This is a genomic window from Nocardioides massiliensis (assembly GCF_030811215.1).
GTDB lineage: Bacteria > Actinomycetota > Actinomycetes > Propionibacteriales > Nocardioidaceae > Nocardioides_A > Nocardioides_A massiliensis.
Genome location: NZ_JAUSQM010000001.1, coordinates 1417681 through 1435596 on the forward strand (window position 1 = coordinate 1417681; position 17916 = coordinate 1435596).

Genomic DNA, 17916 nt, shown 5'->3' on the forward strand with positions numbered 1-17916 from the left:
TAAGGCGAGGAAGGACTCAACTCGCCGAGACCGACCTACACGTCAGGTACCTGGAACGACACATGAGGTGGTACGCGGACATCACCGCCAAGACCCCAACGCCGGAACCCTGAGGAGTTCCTCCGCACCCTCGTCGAAGGCGAGATCGCCTCACGCGATGAGTCCAATCGACGTGCCCGGATGCGCCAAGCAGCCTTCCCTGTGACCAAGACGTTGGCCGAGTTCGACGTCGCCGCCTCGTCGATCCCCACAGCGACCTTCGACTACCTGGCCAGCCTGGCGTGGATCCGTGCTGCGGAAAACGTGTGCATGATCGGCCCGGCCGGCACCGGCAAGTCCCACACCCTGATCGCGCTCGGCATCGCCGCGGTCGAGGCAGGGCACCGGGTCCGATACTTCACCGCCGCCGAGCTCGTCGAGACCCTCTACCGAGGGCTGGCCGACAACTCCGTCGGAAAGGTCATCGAGGCCGTGCTGCGCACCGAACTCATCGTGGTCGACGAACTCGGGTTCGCCCCGCTCGACGACACCGGCGCCCAGCTGTTGTTCCGGTTCGTCGCGGCCGCCTACGAACCTCGCTCGCTCGGAATCGCCTCCCACTGGCCATTCGAGTCCTGGGGCCGGTTCCTACCAGAGCACACCACCGCGGTCAGCATGCTCGACCGGCTCCTGCACCACTGCCAGACCGTCGTCACCGGCGGCGACTCCTACCGCATGAGACAGGCCCGAACGAACGGAGGAACCCGACTCAAGACCAACTGAACCTGAGCAAAGAGTGGGGCACTTTCAGTTGGCCAGCAGCGGGGACCACAACCGGGCCATTGACAGCGGAGGCACTGGAGTTCACCGGCGACCCCCGCGCGGCCTTCGTCGTGACCAGGGGGTGCTGTGGGACCTGGTGGCGATGGTTCTGCATCGGCGTCGGATCTACCTCACGCCGTGACCGTGGTGGCTGATGAGGGTCTCGACTTTGCTCGACCGACAAGGTGACCGCTCGACCGACAACGGGTCTCGACTTCGCTCGACCGGCTAGGGGACTCGACCGGCGCGACGCGCCGACGAAGAACTACATCCGTGTAGTTCAGCCGCCGATGTGGTATTCACACTCGTTTCACTCCACACTACTTGCGTGTCATCTTCCCCATCAGTCACACCGGCCCCATCCGACGTCCCGTTCCCGCCGCGATCGCGGCCGCGCCAGGGATGGCGGCGGCTGCGAAACCTGACCGCTTCGGGCGGGATGCTCGCGCTGGTCGTGGCCGGCGCGTTGCCCCACATCGGGGTCGGTGAGCTGGAGTTGACGCCGTCATTGCAGACCAACCCCGACGCCACGGTGCGCAGCACCGACCTCGTGGTCCCCGCGGCGAAGCCGGCCGCGAAGGAGAAGGGTGGCCGTGCGACCTACGGCACCGCCCAGACCGCTCCGCGCACACCCGCGCCCGAGGGTGGGGGAGACCCGGCTGATGTCGTCGCCGCGGTGACCCAGGAGGAGACGGATGAGTTCGGGCTGGTCGGCGTCAGCTGGACGGTGGGCTCGGCACCCGAAGACCTCGCGGTCGAGGTGCGCACCAAGGCTGACGGCGCCTGGAGCGACTGGGAGGCCCTGGAGGTCGCCGACGCGGTCGACGAGGGCACCGAGGCCGAGCGTGAAGGCACCGACCCGATCTGGACCGGCACGGCTGATGGCGTCGACGTACGTCTGCGGTCTGCCGAGGCGGCGCCCGCGGACATCGAGCTGACCCTCATCGACGGCGGCACCGGCCTCGCGGTCGAGCCCGACGGCGGCGCGGCACTCATGTCGGGCGGGGTGGCCCGTCCGCCAATCCGCACCCGTGCGCAGTGGGGCGTGGACGAGTCCACCCAGGTGAGCTGCTCCGCCCCGACGACCGCGAGCGCTGCGCGCGGCGTCACCCTGCACCACACCGCCGGCCGCAACGGTTACACCCGCGAGGAAGCTCCCGGGATCATGCGCGGGATGCACCGATACCACACGGCGACGCTGGGCTGGTGCGACATCGGCTACAACTTCGTCGTCGACACCTACGGCACGATCTACGTCGGCCGCCGCGGCGGACCCACCAAGCAGGTCCGAGGCGCGCACGCCGGCAACAACGAGGCCAACACCTACTTCACCGGCGTCTCGATGATGGGCAACTTCGAGACCGCGCAGCTGACCACAGCACTCAAGCAGTCGGTGGCCCGGCTGATCGCATGGCGGCTCGACCAGTTCGGTCTCGACCCCAACGCGACCGCCAGCCTCGGAGGCAAGCGCGTGCCGGTCATCCACGGCCATCGCGACATCCACCTCGCCGGGGTGCGCCCCGCCACCGCCACCGCCTGCCCCGGCCGCTACGGCGACGCGTGGCTCAAGTCGACCCTGCGCGGTGAGGTCGCCGCACTCATCGCAGCCGCCCCCGCGCCGGCGCCCACCCCCACGCCGACGCCGGCGCCGAAGCCCACGGACCCCGAGCAGGCAACCGCACCGCCGACCCCCAAGCCGCAGCCCCCGGCCCAGCCCCGCGTGGCCGGGTCCAACCGCTACGCCACTGCGGCGGCCGTGTCGCGCGAGACCTTCCCCACGGGTGCGAGCGTGGCGTTCATCGCCTCCGGGACGTCGTTCCCCGACGCGCTGGGGGCTGGGCCGGCGGCCGGCATCTCCGGCGCTCCCGTACTGCTCGCCGATGCCCGCGGGCTGCCGGCCGAGACCAGCGCGGAGCTGGCGCGGCTGCGTCCGAGCCGGGTCTTCGTCCTGGGCGGCACGATGGTGCTGCCCGCTCCCGTCGTCCGCCAGACCCGTCAGGTGCTCGGGACCGGGACGACGATCCAGCGGCTCTCCGGGACGAGTCGCTATGACACCGCGGCCGCGGTGACCTCGCACTTCTGGGAGCCCGGCCAGGAGGTCGTCTACGTCGCGTCGGGCGAGAGCTACCCCGACGCGCTGTCGGGCGGCGCCCTCGCCGCGCTGCACAAGGCGCCGATCGTGCTGGTCGGCAAGGCTGCGCTGCCCGACGGCGCCCGCGCCGAGCTCCGCCGGCTGCAACCGCAGCGCGTCGTGCTGCTCGGTGGCCAGGCAGCGATCACCGAGGACGTGATGGTCTCCATCGGCCAGGCCCTGCCCACCACGCAGGTCCGGCGGGTGTCGGGTGCGAACCGCTATGCCACCTCGACAGCCATCGCCCAGCTCGGCTGGCGCAACGCCGGGCGCGCGTGGTTGGCAGCCGGCACCGACTTCCCCGACGCGCTGTCGGCGGTCCCGGCCGCAGCCGCCGAGCGCGCGCCGCTGCTGCTGACGCAGCAGCAGTGCCTGCCCGCGGAGGTCGGCACCCTGCTGAAGACGCTGGGGGTGACCGAGCGACTTCTGCTCGGCGGGACGCTCGCGCTGGCAGATGCCGCCGCCACCCGCGGCTGCTGAGCGTCGCCTCCGACCAGCGATGATGGGGCCGTGCCCCCTGTCTTGCTGATCACGTCCCGCTACGAGCCCGGCATGCTGGCGGAGTTCGAGCTCGGAGGCGACGTGCTGCTGGTGGGTGAGCGCGTGGCCGACGTGGCCGAGGTCCCGGCGCACGACCTGCGTCGCGCCGCGCCGCTCCACGGTCCGCACGGCCGCCGTGCGTACCGCGAAGCAAGGAGCCCGGCCGCCCGGTTGGCCGCGCTGCTCGCGGCCGACTCCCGCATCGTCGCCCTGCGCGCCGCCGGCGCAGAACTGCGAGCGCTCGACGACGTCGCCGCCGAAGCGCTCACCCTCGGGTCCGTGCTCGACGGGCCCGACCGCTACCTCGCGACCCGGGAGCGGGTGCTGGGCCTGGTGCAGGCCGGACGCGGTGACGAGGCCGACCAGATCGTGGGCGAGCGGGCCGAGGCGATCCGCCGACCGCGGATCCGGGCCGACCTGCTCGGCGAGCTCGTGTGGGCGCGCCTGGCGTGCGGAGACGCCTCGGCGCTGGTGCTCGATGCCGTGGCCGCGGAGCTCGCGGTCGCCGACCGCCAGCTGGCAGCAGGGCGCGCCTACGGAGCCGTCGAACGCCGAGCGACCGGAGCCGCGGAGGGGTACGCCGAAGCGGTGCGCACGGCGTACCACCGCGGCCTGCACCTCGACCGCACGACCTCGCCGCTGGCGAGTGCGCCGTCGGCGTACGCCGAGGTCCTCGGGGCAAGTGCGACCGCGACCCGGATCATGGGCGTGGACGCCCGCCGGACACCCCCGCGCCCCACACCGCGCGGCGGCCGCGTGTTGGTGCTGACGTGGGCGAACGACAACTTCGTGGGTGAGATCGTCGCGATGCTCGAGGCTGACGACGACGCGCAGGTGCGGGTGCTCGATGTCGCGTCGCTGCCCGACGCGACCGCCGTGACCTCGGTCGTGCGGCTCGCCGCGGCAGGGCTCGGTGCGCCCCCGGTCGGCCCGGACCCGGTCGGCTGGGCCGAGCAGCACCTGAGGCCTGAGCTGGAGTGGGCCGACACCGTGCTGCTGGAGTGGTGCACCGCCGCTGCCGCGCTGGTGACACGGGTCGACGTCGGCGACGCTCGGGTCGTGGTGCGGATGCACAGCGTGGAGGCCTATAGCCTCTGGCCCGCTCTCGTCGACTGGTCGCGCGTCGACGAGGCGGTGTTCGTCAGCGACCACCTGCGCGACCAGGCCGCGGCGTCGATCCCGGGACTGCGTGGTCCCGGAGCCCCGCTGCTGTCGGTGGCCCCGTTGACCGTCGACCTCGCGCGGTTCCCGGTCGTCGACCGCCCCGACGACGCACGCTTCGTGCTGGGGGTCGTCGGGTGGTCCGCCGTGGCCAAGGACGTGCGCTGGGCGCTCGAGCTGCTGACCGAGCTGCGCGAGCACGATCCGCGCTTCCGGCTGCGCCTGGTCGGCTCCGAGCTCACCGAGGGTTCCTCGCCCGCCGCGGCCGTCTATCACCGCTCCGTGCGTGCGCTGCTCGAGCCACTCCTCGCGGCCGACGCGGTCGACCTGGTCGGTCAGACCGACGACGTCCCGGCAGCGCTGGCCGAGGTCGGCGTCATCCTGTCCACCTCGGTGCGCGAGAGCTTTCATGCGGGCCTGGTCGAAGGCGCGGCGACCGGCGCCGCCCCCGTCGTCCGTGACTGGCCGTACTTCGCCGGACGAGCCCACGGTGCGCGCACGCTCTACCCGGACTCCTGGATCGTCGCCGACCGGGTAGCCGCCGTACGCCGGATCCTCGCACTCGCCGCGGACCCGGGCGTGTGGCGCGAGGCCGGTCGCAGCGCCGCGGCGACCGTGCGCGCCGAGCAGGACCCGGCCGCGAGCCTCGCGGCGTACCGTCGGCTGCTGCTCGGCGACGCCTGATCCGTAGGATGCGCCTCGTGCGCCCCACGTCCCGGCTGGTCCCTGTCCTCACTGCAGCGGTGACATCGGCTCTGCTGCTGGGCTCCTGCGGCGAGGCGACCGACGAGCCGACCGCCCCGGGTGCCGCGGCGACCGCGGGGCAGGCGCCCGCCCCCGAAGACGTGACCGAGGTCGACGTCGACGTGAAGCCGGTCGACGGCGACCCCGTCGGGGAGATCGCCGAGGGCGAGCGCTGGCGCACGTCGGGCTACACGCTGGCCGACGTCGACGCGCGCCCCTACGACGACCAGGTCCTCCTCGAGGGCCTCCTGGACGCCGAGGTCGACGCCGACGGCATCCGCATCTTCGAGCGCCACGACCGGCGCTGGGACCACCCGGTCGCGATTGCGCAGTACGCCATGGCGCAGCTCGACGCCGGGCGCGACGGCGGCGACGCCGATCGGATGGCGCGGGCGATCGCCAACGGCGAGAAGCTGCTGACGATGGCCGAGCCGGTCGGCGACGCCGACTACTACCCCTACCCCTTCGACTTCCCGCTCGGCGGTCGCGTCGAGCACACCCTGCCGACCCCGTGGTGGTCGGCGATGGCGCAGGGCCAGGTGCTGTCGTTGTTCGTCCGGCTCTTCGAGGAGACCGGGGAGCAGCGCTGGCGCGACGCCGCCGACCGCACCTTCCGCAGCCTCGACGACGAGGGTCCCCGCGAGCAGCCGTGGTCGGCGTACGTCGATCCCGAGGGCTACTTCTGGTTCGAGGAGTACGCCGGCGAGCTCGAGCCGCTGCTCGTGCTCAACGGTCACATGTTCGCGATGTTCGGCGTGTGGGACTACTGGAACCTGACCGGTTCCGAGCAGGCCGTGGAGCTCTTCGACGCCGGCGCGACGACGCTGGCGTACTACCTCCCGGCGTTCCGCGAGCCCCAGGGGGTGTCGTGGTACTGCATTCGGATGCCGCTGTGCGGTGAAGAGTCGTGGCAGAACGAGAAGTACCACGGCATCGTCACTACGCAGATGCGGTTCGTCGCCGACATGGTCGACGCCGAGGAGTTCGACCAGTTCGCCGATCAGTTCGCCGCCGACTTCGTGCCTGCGCCCGAGGGGTGATCCCGCGGCGGCTACTCATCGCGATCTGGGTCGCCGCATCAACCGAGGTCGTAGGCAATTCCTTCTCGGGCAGCGACGGTCGTCAGCCGTTTGTCGCGGGTCCACAGGCGCGCACCAGGATGCAGCATGGTCGCGGCCAGAAGGTGGGCGTCGACGTACCCGATCCCGACCCCACTCAGGTGGTGGTTCTCGATCAAGGTCAACACCTCGACATCGGTCGCCACGGTTGTCTGCGGCAAGTGGTGAAGAAGTTCAAGGATGGTGCGGCGCTGGGCGAGGTGCCCGAGAGCGAGCTCGCCGGTCACCCAGGGGTGTGCCAGCACGCGGTTGCTCTGCAGCAGCTCCGCAAGCCCCGCTTCGCCCGCGCGGAAGTGGTCTATCCAGACGGACGTGTCGACCAGGATCACGCGGGCATCGACTTCCGCCGCGGGATCGATGTCGCGTCCGGCTCACTTCCTCCCAGCCGGGCGAGGCGCCGCGCGCTCTCCTGCTCGATCAACGCACGCAGCGCCTGCCGCACGAGGGCACTCTTCTCCATCGTCCCGGTCAGGCGCTGTGCCTCCGCGAGCAGATCGTCGTCCAACGCGATCGTCGTCCTCATGGATCCTCCTGGGCACGAAAAACGGCATCAACTGACGCCAGGATACGTGCCCTCTCCGGTCAGCCCTGCTGCTGGCCGCGGAGCTTCGTGTAGAGCGCGTCCAGCACCGTGGCCTGCCCGGCCCACGTCCACGACGCGAGCAGGCCGTGGTCGTCGTACACCGAGCGGTAGCGCTGCGGGTCGGCGAGCACGGCCTGCACCGCGCGCACGTAGTCGTCCTCGTCCTCGGCGCGGAACACCTCGCCCTGCCCGGTCTTGAGCACCATCTCGCTCATGGTGCGCACGTCGGAGACAACGATCGGCAGCCCGGCGTGGGAGTACTCGAAGAACTTGGTCGCCAGCGAGATCTCGTGGTTGGGGTGGTGGTGCGTCGGGTGCACCCCGATGTCGGCCTCGGAGACGTAGTCGACGACGTGCTCGGGGTCGACGTACGGCAGCAGGTGCACGCGCTCGCGCACGCCCAGCTCGACGGCACGGGCCATCAGCTCCACGACGAACGGCGCCTCGGGCTTGCCGACGACGAACGCGACATGCACGTCCGGTAGCCGGGGGAGCGTCTCGACCATGATCGCCACGCCGCGCTGGGGAGCCATGCCGCCGCTGTAGACCAGCAGCGGGGTGTCGGGTCCGATCCCGCACAGCTCCCGCATCGACGGGGCCTCGCCCGAACCCTCGCCGACCGGCGGGGCGTTGAGAACCACCGTCGGGCGCTCGGGCAGCGCGAGCTCGGTGTGCAGCATCTCCGCGAGCGTCTCCGAGACGGTGACGACCGCGTCGGCGGCACGGACGTACTCGCGCTCGTGGGCGATCTGCGCCGGCAGCCACCACGGGTGACCACCCGGGCGGCCGGGCACGTACTCGTGGGCGTCGTAGACCATCGCCGGGCGGCGGCCTGCGGCCTGCGCCCGCGCCTTCGCGCGGGCGGCGACACCGAGCATGATCGCGTCGTTGGCGTGGATGATGTCGGGCTCGTTGCGGTCGATGACGGGTCCGTAGGCGAGCTCGAAGTCCCACAGGTGCGGGTCAAGCGCGCGCCAGACCCGGTCGCCCTGCACCCGGATACGCAGCTGTGTCCACGCCTTGCGCACCCCGGTGTCCAGACGCTCCGTGGCGGTCTCGGCCATTCGCCGCGTTGCCTCGGCGCGGCGGGCGACCCAGGTGCGCTCGGCCTTGGCGACGACGCGGGCGGGCAGCATCAGTGTGCGGTTGACGGGTCCGGCGGTCACGAGGCGGGCCTGCAGGTCGGCGCGCCTGGCAGCGGCCTGGGCGGTGCGGTGGCGGGCGCGGCGTCGGTTGGGGTAGGCCAGCGAGCCACGCAGGAACGGGTGGCGGAAGTGGAAGTTGCGGGCGGTGAGGGCGCGCTCTACCGGCACGAGCAGCACGCGTGCTTGGTCGAGGAGGAAGCGTTCCGGCGCGGGGCCGAGTGCGCGCCCGACCAGCAGCACGTCCCACCCGGCTGCCGCCATGGACTGCGCCTGCTTGCGCACGCGGCTGTCACGGACGACGTCGTTGTCGACGAGCATCACCACGCGGCCGCGACCGCGGTCACGCGGACCGGGAGTCCAAGTGGGAAAGACCGCCGTCGACGGGCGCGAGACCGGCGTCGTGTCCGGCTCGGAGTCGGGCGGGGTGTCGACCGGGGATTCCGCGGGAGCCGCGAACGGGGAGCCGGGCAACGGGTCAGCCATGGTGCGCCTCCAGCGCTGCGATGGTGCGGGCGCCGGCGTCGCCGGTGCCGTAGGGGGTCGGACGCGGGTCGGTCGGCGCCTCGCGGGTCGCGGTCTGCGCCCACCAAGTCGGGTCCTCGCGGTCGGGCCGGGCGACGAGGACGTTCCAGCCTGCCTCGACGGTCTCGACCCATTCGGTCTCGGTGCGCAGCGTGGTGCACGGGCGGCCGAGGAGGAACGCCTCCTTCTGCAGCCCACCGGAGTCGGTGACGACGCCGCGCGAACCGAGCACGGCGGCCACCAGGTCGCCGTACGGCAGGGGCTCACCGGGGTGGAGCGCACCGGCACGCAGATCGATGCCGTGCTGCTCGGCGCGAGCGCGCAACCGCGGGTGGGCCAGCAGCGCGACGGGCACGGGAAGCGCGGCGAGCGCGTCGACCAGACCGCGCAGGACCTCCGGGTCGTCGGTGTTGTCGGGCCGGTGCAGCGTCGCGACGAGGTACGGCGACGCGGGGTCGATGCCGGCGGGGAGCTCGGGTGCCGGGTGGTCGCCGGCCAGGACGGCGTCCCGCACGCGGTGGCACACGTCGACCATGACGTCACCGACGACCACGGTGCGCTCGGCCAGCCCCTCGCGGGCGAGGTGCGCCGCAGCGGTCTCGGTCGGGGCGAGCAGCATATCGGCGGCGTGGTCGGTCAGGACGCGGTTGTGCTCCTCGGGCATCCGCCGGTTGAAGGAGCGCAGGCCGGCCTCGAGATGGGCGACCGGGACGTGCAGCTTCACCGCCGCGAGCGTGCCCGCGAGCGTCGAGTTCGTGTCGCCGTACACCAGGACCCAGTCGGGGCGCTGCTCCTCGATGACCGGCTCGATCCCGGCGAGGATCGCGCCGGTCTGCGCGCCGTGGTTGCCGGAGCCGACGCCGAGGTGGACGTCGGGGTCGGGGATCCCGAGACCGGTGAAGAAGACGTCGGACATGCGCAGGTCGTAGTGCTGGCCGGTGTGCACGATCACGTGCTCGTGCGCGGTGCCGTCGACGGCCGCCGCGACGGCCGCCAGCTTGACCAGCTGTGGTCGTGCGCCGACCACGCTGAGGACCTTCACGTCTGCTTCTCCGTTCGTCGCCCGAGTCATTCGAACGTCCGGCGGGGAATCTACCGCCTCGTAGCACGCGGATGGCTCAGGCGCCCTCGGGTGCGGGGCACTCCCCGCGGCTCCCCACGGCGGGCGCGACCTGGGTGCTTTCCCCATGGCGCTTCGGCGGAGCCGGTGGAATCATTGCTGCATGGATGCCACGGTTGTCCTGGGCAAACAGGGACGACTCGTCATTCCGGCCGAGATCCGGGCTGCCTTGCGTCTGCGGCCGGGTGATCGGCTGCACCTCGCCACCCGTGGATCTCGACTCGTGATCGAACCCCAAGGTGAGGCGCTCACCGAGCTGCAGGCCCTGGCTCAGGACGTCCCGCCATCGAGTTCTCTCGTCGACGAGCTGCTCCAAGCTCGGCGAGCAGAGGCGGGACGCGAATGACAGTGCTGGATGCGTCGGCGGTGCTTGCGCTCATCCACAAGGAGCCAGGTCACGAGGTCCTCGAGGCTGAGATCGAAGGTGCCGTGCTGGGGGCGGCAAGCCTCGCCGAGGTGGTCGGCAAGCTCCTCGACGCCGGCGTCGACGTCCGTCGCGTCCGCCCGCTGCTCCAGGCGGCGGGAGTCACCGTCGAGCCGGTGACTGCCGAGGACGGCGAGATAGCCGGAGCGCTGCGCGACGTCGAGGGCGGACGATCGCTCTCCCTCGAGGATCGGTGCTGTCTGGCCCTGGCCATGCGTTCGGTGCCGGCGCGGGTGCTGACGGCCGATCGGGAGTGGGCCTCCCTCGACCTGTCCGTCGACGTCCGGGTGATCCGCTGAGGCCGTGGGCGACCCGGTGAATTCCGGGCAGGATTGGTTGCGCAATCCAGCCAATCGGCCGCGCGAGCCGCTTGGCGGCCCCTAGTCTGAGCGCGCGCGTGCGGGTGTCGGCGGGACGGAGGGTCCCCAGCCGACCTGCGCGTGCGCACCCTGGGGAGGGAACGTGTCTGTCAAAGCTGTGCGCGCGCGCAGGTGGTCGGTCGCCGGGCTCGTGTCGGCGCTGGTGCTGGGAGTGGTCTCGACGGCGGCTCCGGCTGCTGCCGACCCGACGCCCTTCGAGCGGGTCGGCGGGTCGGATCGCTACGACACCAGCGCGCAGCTGGCTGCCAGGCTCGCGGCTCGGCACGGTGGCGGCGTAAACGAGATCGTCCTGGTCAGCAACGACGTCGACGGGCTCGGAGCGGTGACCTATGCGGCCGCCGCGCAGGCGCCGATAGTGGCGACTCCGCCGAACGCCCTGCCCCCGGGTCTCACCGACCTCGTCGCCCGGCTCGGCGTCAACAAGGTGACGATCATCGGCGGGCCGCTCGCCGTCTCCGCGCACGTCGAGGCCGGGCTCGGTCAGCTCGGGCTCGACACGTCTCGGATCAGCGGAGCGGATCGCTTCCAGACCAACATCGCCGCTCTGTACCAAGCGGCGTTCCTGCGACCCCCGGAGCTCCCGGTGTTCGCCGGGTCCGCCAACCCCGACGCAGCCAACGCGCTGCCTCCCGGGATGGCCGCGGTGCTCGCGCAGGCGGGCGCCAGCGTCGTGCTCACCGACGACGTGCTCAAGCTGATGGGGGATGCCAAGCGCGAGGAGGTCCTGCGTCAGATGGAGGAGGACCAGCGTGCGCTGCGACGTGCCGCTGATGCGGTGCGGCAGCGAGCCCTCGATGGCATCAGTGAGTACATCGACATGGCGCGCGTGAATCGCGAGGGGACAGTCGAGATGCGGCGGGCCGCTGTGCGCGACCGCGAGCCCGTGCCGTCGCCGCGTCCGCTCCCGCCGCCCGCCAGCGGGCTCACGCCTGATGCGGGGGTTGCCGTGGCTGAGCACGCGCGGGAGCACTACGGGATCGTGCCCACTGGTGTGACGTTGGTGCCGTCGGCGCCGAGCGGTCGCCTGGACGCCATCTCCGGCGGGCTCCTTGCCGGCGCCAGCGGACACGCCGCCCTCCCCGTCAACCGCGACGGCGTCCCGCCCGCCGTGGGCGCCTACCTGGCACGCCACGCCGCGACGATCGACTCCGCCGTCATCGTCGGTGGGCCGGCGGCCGTGCCGCCCGCGGTGCAGGAGAGCGCCAGCGAAGTCATCGAGAAGTCCCGGCCGGCGCCGGCGCCGGCACCGGCGCCCGAGCCCACGCCGACACCTACTCCCGCGCCCGTGCCGCCCGTGCCGCCGAGGCCGACGCCGCCTCCGCTCTCAGTCTCGCCCGCCGAGGAGGAGACCGTCGTGGGCGTCGTGCCGAACGGCGGCGACGACCGGCACGTGCTGAGCGAGGAGGAGCCGGCGGACCCCGGTTCGTCGGTTACGCCTCTCGAACCCGGTGCGCCGGTCACCACGAGTCCCGATGACGACCGGACCTACACGATCACCGGCCTGGTCCCGGGGACGGCGTACGTCATCAACCTGCTTCGACCGGAGTGGTTCGTAGGTGACGGTGACACGGTGCGATTCGTGGAAATGCAGGAGTTGCCGAGGGCGCCGCGCGTAGCGCCGAGCGGAAATGGTGTCGAGGAGGTTGCGGGCATCGTCGACCTCGGTGGTCTGCCGGTCCTCTTCGGTCCTGATGTCCCCCCGACAACGTGGGATTTCGTCGCGGAGGCGGGCGAGATCACGTTCACGATCGACGGCCACGGCGCAGGAAGTGTCGTCCCGGTCGTTTTCATGGCTGGTGGCGCCGCGGTCGGCGCCTTGGAACTCGATGAGTACGGCCAACCCATCGAGACCTACGCGATGGCGGGCCTCACAACTTACGAGTTCGGCGGCTGCGCGCGCGTGCGTGGCGTCGGCGACGTCCACGCCCGTTGCTAGCATCCCGCACGTGTCTGACTCTTCCTTCATCCCCCCGGCCAAACCAGAGATCGGCGAGGCCGAGATCGAGGCCGCGGTCCGCGTGCTGCGCAGCGGGATGGTGGTCCAGGGCCCGGAGGTGAAGGGCTTCGAGGAGGAGTTCTCCGCCTTCGTCGGCGGTGTCCACTGCGTGGCCGTCAACTCCGGCACCTCGGCATTGCACCTGGGGCTGCTCGCGATGGGGATCGGGCCGGGGGACGAGGTGCTGGTGCCGTCGTTTTCCTTCGCCGCCTCGGCCAACGCGATCCGGCTGGTCGGTGCCGACCCGGTGTTCGTCGACATCGACCCCGCGTCGTACTGCATCGACCCGGCCGCCGCCGCTGCAGCCGTGACCGAGCGGACGCGCGCAGTGATGCCGGTGCACCTCTACGGCCACCCGGCCGACATGACCGCGATCGGCGAGCTCGCGGCCACGCACGACCTGGCCGTCATCGAGGACGCCGCGCAGGCCCACGGCGCGGTCTGGGACGGGCGCCCGGTCGGCTCCTTCGGGCGTACGGCGGCGTTCAGCTTCTACCCGACGAAGAACATGCACTCGCTCGAGGGCGGGATGGTCAGTACGGCGGACGCTGAGACCGCGCGGATGCTGCGGTTGCTGCGCAACCAGGGGATGGAGCAGCGCTACGCCAACGAGGTCGTCGGCGCCAACATGCGCCTCACCGACGTCGCTGCCGCCATCGGGCGGGTCCAGCTGGCCAAGCTGGCGGGCTGGAACGAGCAGCGCCGCACCAACGCCGCCCGCCTCGATGCCGGCCTCGCCGAGCTCGACGGGGTCGTCGCCCCGCCGGTCGCCGCTGAGGCGACGCACGTCTACCACCAGTACACCGTCCGCATCCTCGACGGCCACCGCGACGCCGTGCAGCAGCAGCTGCAGCAGGCGGGCGTCGGCTCGGCGGTCTACTACCCGACCCCGATCCACCGGCTGCGTCCCTTCTTGCCCGACGCGCATCCCCACAACCGCGACTGGGATCTGCCGGCCACCGAGCAGGCCGCGGCCGAGGTGCTGTCACTGCCGGTCCACCCGGCGCTGAGCGAGGCCGAGGTCGACCGGGTCGTCGCCGCGGTCGCCGATGCCCTCGAGGCGGTACGCCGATGACCACGCTGCGCGCCGGCCTCATCGGGCTGGGCTCGATGGGACGCAACCACGCGCGCATCCTGAAGGGACTCGGCGGCGTCGAGCTGGTCGGCATCGTCGACCCGCAGGCCCAGGACCAGGGCGCGGTCATGGGTGTCGACGTGCTGGCCGAGCTCGACGAGTTGCTGGCCCTCCGCCCCGACTACGTCGTCGTCGCCTGCCCGACCGCGCTGCACCACCAGGTGGGACTGCGGCTGGCCGAGGCGGGCGTGGCCGCGCTGATCGAGAAGCCGCTGGCCAAGGACCCCGAGGAGGCCGCGGCGCTGGTCGAGGCGTTCGGCTCCCGCGGGATCGTCGCCGGCGTCGGCCACATCGAGCGCTACAACCCCGCGCTGCAGGCGCTGCGCTCGCGCCTCGAGGCCGGCGAGCTCGGCGAGGTCTACCAGGTCGTCACCCGACGGCAGGGCCCCTTCCCGCAGCGCATCAGCGACGTCGGGGTCGTGCTCGACCTGGCAACCCACGACATCGACCTCACCGCCTGGGTGACCGGTCAGCCGTTCGTGCAGGTGGCCGCCCAGACCTTCCACAAGTCCGACAACCCCCACGAGGACATGGTCAGCGTGACCGGTCGGCTCGCCGACGGCGTCATCACCAGCCACCTCGTCAACTGGCTGACGCCGTTCAAGGAGCGCACCACCGTCGTCACCGGCGACAAGGGTGCCTTCATCGCCGACACCCTCACCGCCGACCTCACCTTCCACGCCAACGGCTCCCAGCCGATCGGCTGGGAGGCGATCGCCGCCTTCCGCGGCGTCTCCGAGGGCGACAGCACCCGCTTCGCGCTGACCAAGCGCGAGCCGCTGCTGGTGGAGAACGAGAGGTTCCGCGACGCCGTACTCGGTCTCGACGGCGCGCTGGACAAGATCGTCACGCTGGAGCAGGGGCTGCGCACGGTGCAGGTCGCGGCAGCGGTCCTCGCGTCCGCCCGGTCGAGCGAGTCGGTGCGCCTGCCCGACCAAGGCGTGCGATGACGACTGTGCCGGCGAGCGAGCGGGGGGCCGGCCGGGGTGCGGCCGGCGGACGCCGCCTGCCGCGGGTGGTGATGCTGGTCGACAACGACGTCCGTCGCGACTCGCGGGTGCAGAAGCAGGCCGCGTCGATGGCCGCACGCGGCTGGGACGTCGTCCTCCTCGGGCGGGGCAAGCCCGGTCGCGAGCAGCGGTGGCGCATCGGCGACGCGAGGGTGCGGCTGGTGCCCGTGCCCACCGCGATGCGCTTCCGGTACGGCGACCTGCGTCGCGCGCGGCTCCGCTCGCCGCTGTCGTACCCCCTCTACGTCGTCTCCGAGCGACGTCAGCAGGAGGCACGCGCGCGGCGTGAGGACGTGCGCCAGCGCATCGTGGAGCGTCAGTTCCCCCGTGACGGCGCACCCCGGCCCACGTGGCCGTTGATCCCCGCTCGCGGCTGGGCCAAGCTCCGCTACTCCTGGACCGACCTGCGCGCCCGGCGCACCGAGGTGCTGCGCACGCGCCGCGCGGGCCAGGACACCGCCGCGGACCGGGTCAGCGCGTGGTGGTGGCAGCGCCTGCTCGGGGAGCGGGCCTGGCAGCGCCTCGACCCGCACCTGTGGGACTTCCACCTGTCGTACGCCGAGGTGATCGACCAGCTCGACCCGGACCTCGTGCATGCCAACGACTTCCGCATGCTCGGCGTGGGCGCGCGCGCGGTCACCCGGGCCCGGGAGCGCGGCCGGACCGTGCCGCTGGTGTGGGACGCGCACGAGTTCCTGCCCGGCCTGAAGCCCTGGACGCCGGGCGCGAAGTGGCACCGCGCGCAGATGGCGCACGAGCGCCAGCACGCGCCGTACGCCGACGCCGTCGTCACCGTCTCCGAGGAGCTCGCCGACCTGCTGATCGCCGAGCACGGTCTGGCCGAGCGACCGACCATCGTGCTGAACGCACCCGTGGTCGAGCCGGCCGACGACGCGCAAGCACCGCCCCCCTCCCTACGGGAAGCGTGCGGCGTCGAGCCGACCACGCCGCTCATGGTCTACAGCGGCGCCGCCGCACCGCAGCGCGGACTCGACCTGATGGTGGAGGTGCTTCCCCTCGTGCCGGAGGTGCACTGCTGCTTCGTGGTGAGCGCCAACGACGGTGACTACGTGCGCTCCCTCGTCGAGCGCGCGGCAGCCCTGGGCGTGGCCGACCGTCTGCACCTGGCGCCGTACGTGCCCTTCGACCAGGTGGTCGACTACCTGGCTGGGGCCGACCTCGGGGTCATCCCGATCGAGCACTGGCCCAACCACGAGATCGCGCTGATCACCAAGTTCTTCGAGTACTCCCACGCGCGGTTGCCGATCGTCGTCAGCGACGTGCGGGCGATGGCCGAGATGACCCGTCGGACGGGCCAGGGCGAGGTGTTCACCGCTGGATCGGTCGAGGACCTCGCGAGCGCGGTGCGGAAGGTGCTCGCCGATCCGGCGCCCTACCGTGCGGCGTACGACGCGCCCGGGCTGCTGGCGGGGTGGACCTGGGAGGCGCAGGCCGACGTCCTCGACGGCGTCTACCGTCGCGTGCTCGGTCTACCGGGTGCGCCCCGTGCCTGAGCGCACCCTCTAGCATCATGCCCATGGCGGAGGGGCGGGAGGTGCAGTCGGAGGCTGCCCTGAGTGATCCCGGCTCGGACCCCGGCTCGGTCCCCGGCTCGGACCCACAGGTCACGGTCGTCGTCGCGGTCTACAACACGATGCCCTACCTGGTGGAGTGTCTCGACTCGCTCGTCGAGCAGAGCCTGCACCGCGCCCGACCCGGCAGTGTCGAGGTCATCGCGGTCGACGACGGCTCGACGGACGGGTCCGGTGGGGTGCTCGACGAGTACGCCGCGCGCCACCCGGAGCTGCTCACCGTGGTGCACCAGGAGAACTCCGGCGGTCCGGCACGCCCCAACAACGTGGCGCTCGACCGGGCCCGCGGCCGTTGGGTCTACTTCGTCGGGGCCGACGACCGGCTCGGCACCGAGGCGCTGGAGCGGCTCGTCGCCCACGGTGACCGCACCGACGCCGACGTCGTGATCGGTGCCCAGGTCGGCGTCGGTCGCTTCGTGCCCAACGCGCTCTTCGGCCACGACCACGAGTCGATCGACCCGTTCGGGCGACACCTGCGCTGGACCTTGGCGAACTCCAAGCTCTTCCGGCGCTCCCACATCGAGGACCTCGACCTGCGCTACCGCGAGGACATGCGCATCGGGTCCGACCAGCCCTTCACGCTGCGCGCCTGCCTGACCGGGAAGGTCGCGGTGCTGGGCAGCTATGACTGCTACTACGTCATCCGCCGCGAGGACGACTCCAACATCACCTACGGCGTCGACCACCGGCGGCGGGTGGCCGACACCGAGCGGCTCATCGAGGCGATCGCCGAGCTGGTCCCCGCCGAGGGGCGTGCCCACTTCCTCGTGCGGCACTTCACCTGGGAGCTCAACCGGCTCCTGCCACCCACCCTCGCGGACCTGCCCGCCGAGGACCGCGACGAGCTGCTCACCGCCGTACGCCGGATCGCCGACCGGTGGTACACCCCCGAGCTCGACCGCAAGCTCGGCGTCGCCGCGCGCGTGCGGCTGCGGCTCGCGTTCGCCGGCGAGGTGGAGGCGCTCGCGCAGCTGCGCGACGCGCTCGACGGTGAGGACGAGCCGCCGGTGCTGTTGACCGAGGGCCGCGCGCTGTCCGCGCTCCCGGTCCTGCGGACCCCGGCGGCCGAGCGCGCTGGCCTGGGCGACAAGGACTTCGCCCTCGGGGCGAAGGCACTCAACCGGCGCGTCCAGACCCAGACCGTCGTGCACCGCTGGCAGTGCGAGCCGGGCGGCCTGCGGGCCGAGGTCGAGCTGCCGCTCGATCCCGCCTCCACCGACCTCCCGCAGGTGTGGGTGGGCAGCGCCGGCGAGCACGACACCGCCCCGCAGGGATCGCTCGTGCGGGAGGGTACGGCGTACGTCCTCGAGGTGGCCCCGCCGGCGAGCGGTCCGTCGCTGCAGGAGCGCATGGCGCGCGGCGCGCGGGTCTATGTCGGCGGCACGATCGCCGTGCGCGACGGGCAGCGACGACGGTGGGCGGCCCCGCTGACCGCACTGTCGGTCGCGGACGCACCCCGTGGCATCCTGACCCGGCTCAAACAACGGGTGACCGGTCGACGCGACGAAGGGTGA

The 17916-nt window shown here is 72.2% G+C and carries 14 protein-coding genes and 1 pseudogene; 11 read left to right on the plus strand and 4 right to left on the minus strand.

What is annotated here, in order from left to right; translation table 11 throughout:
• Positions 1–105: 105 nt before the first annotated feature.
• From istB to J2S59_RS07100, 4 genes and pseudogenes are all read left to right on the plus strand, one after another.
• Positions 106–762 (plus strand): annotated as a pseudogene (istB, locus tag J2S59_RS07085) (IS21-like element helper ATPase IstB); the annotation flags it as partial.
• A 478-nt stretch (positions 763–1240) separates the two neighbouring features.
• Complete coding sequence (locus tag J2S59_RS07090) at positions 1241–3412, plus strand: cell wall-binding repeat-containing protein (RefSeq protein ID WP_068120042.1); 2172 nt, start codon at positions 1241–1243, stop codon at positions 3410–3412.
• Positions 3413–3442: 30 nt separating this feature from the next.
• A complete protein-coding gene (locus J2S59_RS07095; RefSeq protein ID WP_068120044.1) occupies positions 3443–5317 on the plus strand; it encodes a glycosyltransferase in 1875 nt (624 codons plus the stop codon).
• Positions 5318–5334: 17 nt separating this feature from the next.
• A complete protein-coding gene (locus tag J2S59_RS07100; RefSeq protein ID WP_068120046.1) occupies positions 5335–6417 on the plus strand; it encodes a D-glucuronyl C5-epimerase family protein in 1083 nt (360 codons plus the stop codon).
• 38 nt (positions 6418–6455) lie between these two features.
• Here J2S59_RS07100 and J2S59_RS07105 read toward each other — a convergent pair whose 3' ends face one another.
• Genes J2S59_RS07105 through wecB form a run of 4 tightly spaced genes read right to left on the minus strand, consistent with a single transcriptional unit; the run spans position 6456 to position 9787 of the window.
• Entirely contained in the window at positions 6456–6824 is a 369-nt protein-coding gene (locus tag J2S59_RS07105; RefSeq protein ID WP_068120048.1) for a type II toxin-antitoxin system VapC family toxin, read from the minus strand.
• The gene (locus J2S59_RS07110; protein ID WP_068120050.1) at positions 6821–7018 is read right to left on the minus strand and encodes a type II toxin-antitoxin system VapB family antitoxin; all 198 of its coding nucleotides are present in this window, start codon (positions 7016–7018) and stop codon (positions 6821–6823) included. Before J2S59_RS07110 ends, J2S59_RS07105 begins: the two co-directional genes overlap by 4 nt.
• 59 nt (positions 7019–7077) lie before the next feature.
• Positions 7078–8706, minus strand: coding sequence for a glycosyltransferase family 4 protein (locus J2S59_RS07115; RefSeq protein WP_220138404.1), 1629 nt, complete (start codon positions 8704–8706; stop codon positions 7078–7080).
• Positions 8699–9787 carry a non-hydrolyzing UDP-N-acetylglucosamine 2-epimerase gene (wecB, locus tag J2S59_RS07120; protein ID WP_068120052.1) on the minus strand — a complete coding sequence of 363 codons (1089 nt, stop codon included), beginning with the start codon at positions 9785–9787 and terminating at the stop codon, positions 8699–8701. Before wecB ends, J2S59_RS07115 begins: the two co-directional genes overlap by 8 nt.
• Positions 9788–9968: 181 nt before the next feature.
• Between wecB and J2S59_RS20335 the strand changes: the two genes are divergently transcribed.
• From J2S59_RS20335 to J2S59_RS07155, 7 genes are all read left to right on the plus strand, one after another.
• The gene (locus J2S59_RS20335) at positions 9969–10211 is read left to right on the plus strand and encodes an AbrB/MazE/SpoVT family DNA-binding domain-containing protein (RefSeq protein ID WP_220138405.1); all 243 of its coding nucleotides are present in this window, start codon (positions 9969–9971) and stop codon (positions 10209–10211) included.
• Positions 10208–10588: a type II toxin-antitoxin system VapC family toxin gene (locus J2S59_RS07130; protein WP_068120057.1), complete on the plus strand. Its 381-nt coding sequence runs from the start codon at positions 10208–10210 to the stop codon at positions 10586–10588. The genes J2S59_RS20335 and J2S59_RS07130 overlap by 4 nt, the downstream gene beginning before the upstream one ends.
• Positions 10589–10751: 163 nt before the next feature.
• Complete coding sequence (locus J2S59_RS07135) at positions 10752–12605, plus strand: cell wall-binding repeat-containing protein (RefSeq protein ID WP_306824961.1); 1854 nt, start codon at positions 10752–10754, stop codon at positions 12603–12605.
• 10 nt (positions 12606–12615) lie between these two features.
• Positions 12616–13740 (plus strand): DegT/DnrJ/EryC1/StrS family aminotransferase, encoded by a 1125-nt coding sequence (locus tag J2S59_RS07140; protein WP_246360167.1) that lies wholly within the window; start codon positions 12616–12618, stop codon positions 13738–13740.
• Positions 13737–14750 carry a Gfo/Idh/MocA family protein gene (locus tag J2S59_RS07145; RefSeq protein WP_068118711.1) on the plus strand — a complete coding sequence of 338 codons (1014 nt, stop codon included), beginning with the start codon at positions 13737–13739 and terminating at the stop codon, positions 14748–14750. The genes J2S59_RS07140 and J2S59_RS07145 overlap by 4 nt, the downstream gene beginning before the upstream one ends.
• Entirely contained in the window at positions 14747–16324 is a 1578-nt protein-coding gene (locus J2S59_RS07150) for a glycosyltransferase family 4 protein (RefSeq protein WP_220138345.1), read from the plus strand. The genes J2S59_RS07145 and J2S59_RS07150 overlap by 4 nt, the downstream gene beginning before the upstream one ends.
• Before the next feature lie 23 nt (positions 16325–16347).
• Positions 16348–17916, plus strand: a complete 1569-nt coding sequence (locus J2S59_RS07155; protein ID WP_068118714.1) for a glycosyltransferase family 2 protein — start codon at positions 16348–16350, stop codon at positions 17914–17916.

What these genes read in the sequence shown, in the direction of transcription:
- J2S59_RS07090 (WP_068120042.1), top strand. Translation starts at nt 1,241, where the DNA reads ATGCTCGCGCTGGTCGTGGCCGGCGCGTTGCCCCACATCGGGGTCGGT.
- J2S59_RS07110 (WP_068120050.1), bottom strand. Translation starts at nt 7,018, where the DNA reads ATGAGGACGACGATCGCGTTGGACGACGATCTGCTCGCGGAGGCACAG.
- J2S59_RS07115 (WP_220138404.1), bottom strand. Translation starts at nt 8,706, where the DNA reads ATGGCTGACCCGTTGCCCGGCTCCCCGTTCGCGGCTCCCGCGGAATCC.
- J2S59_RS20335 (WP_220138405.1), top strand. Translation starts at nt 9,969, where the DNA reads ATGGATGCCACGGTTGTCCTGGGCAAACAGGGACGACTCGTCATTCCG.
- J2S59_RS07130 (WP_068120057.1), top strand. Translation starts at nt 10,208, where the DNA reads ATGACAGTGCTGGATGCGTCGGCGGTGCTTGCGCTCATCCACAAGGAG.
- J2S59_RS07145 (WP_068118711.1), top strand. Translation starts at nt 13,737, where the DNA reads ATGACCACGCTGCGCGCCGGCCTCATCGGGCTGGGCTCGATGGGACGC.
- J2S59_RS07150 (WP_220138345.1), top strand. Translation starts at nt 14,747, where the DNA reads ATGACGACTGTGCCGGCGAGCGAGCGGGGGGCCGGCCGGGGTGCGGCC.
- J2S59_RS07155 (WP_068118714.1), top strand. Translation starts at nt 16,348, where the DNA reads ATGGCGGAGGGGCGGGAGGTGCAGTCGGAGGCTGCCCTGAGTGATCCC.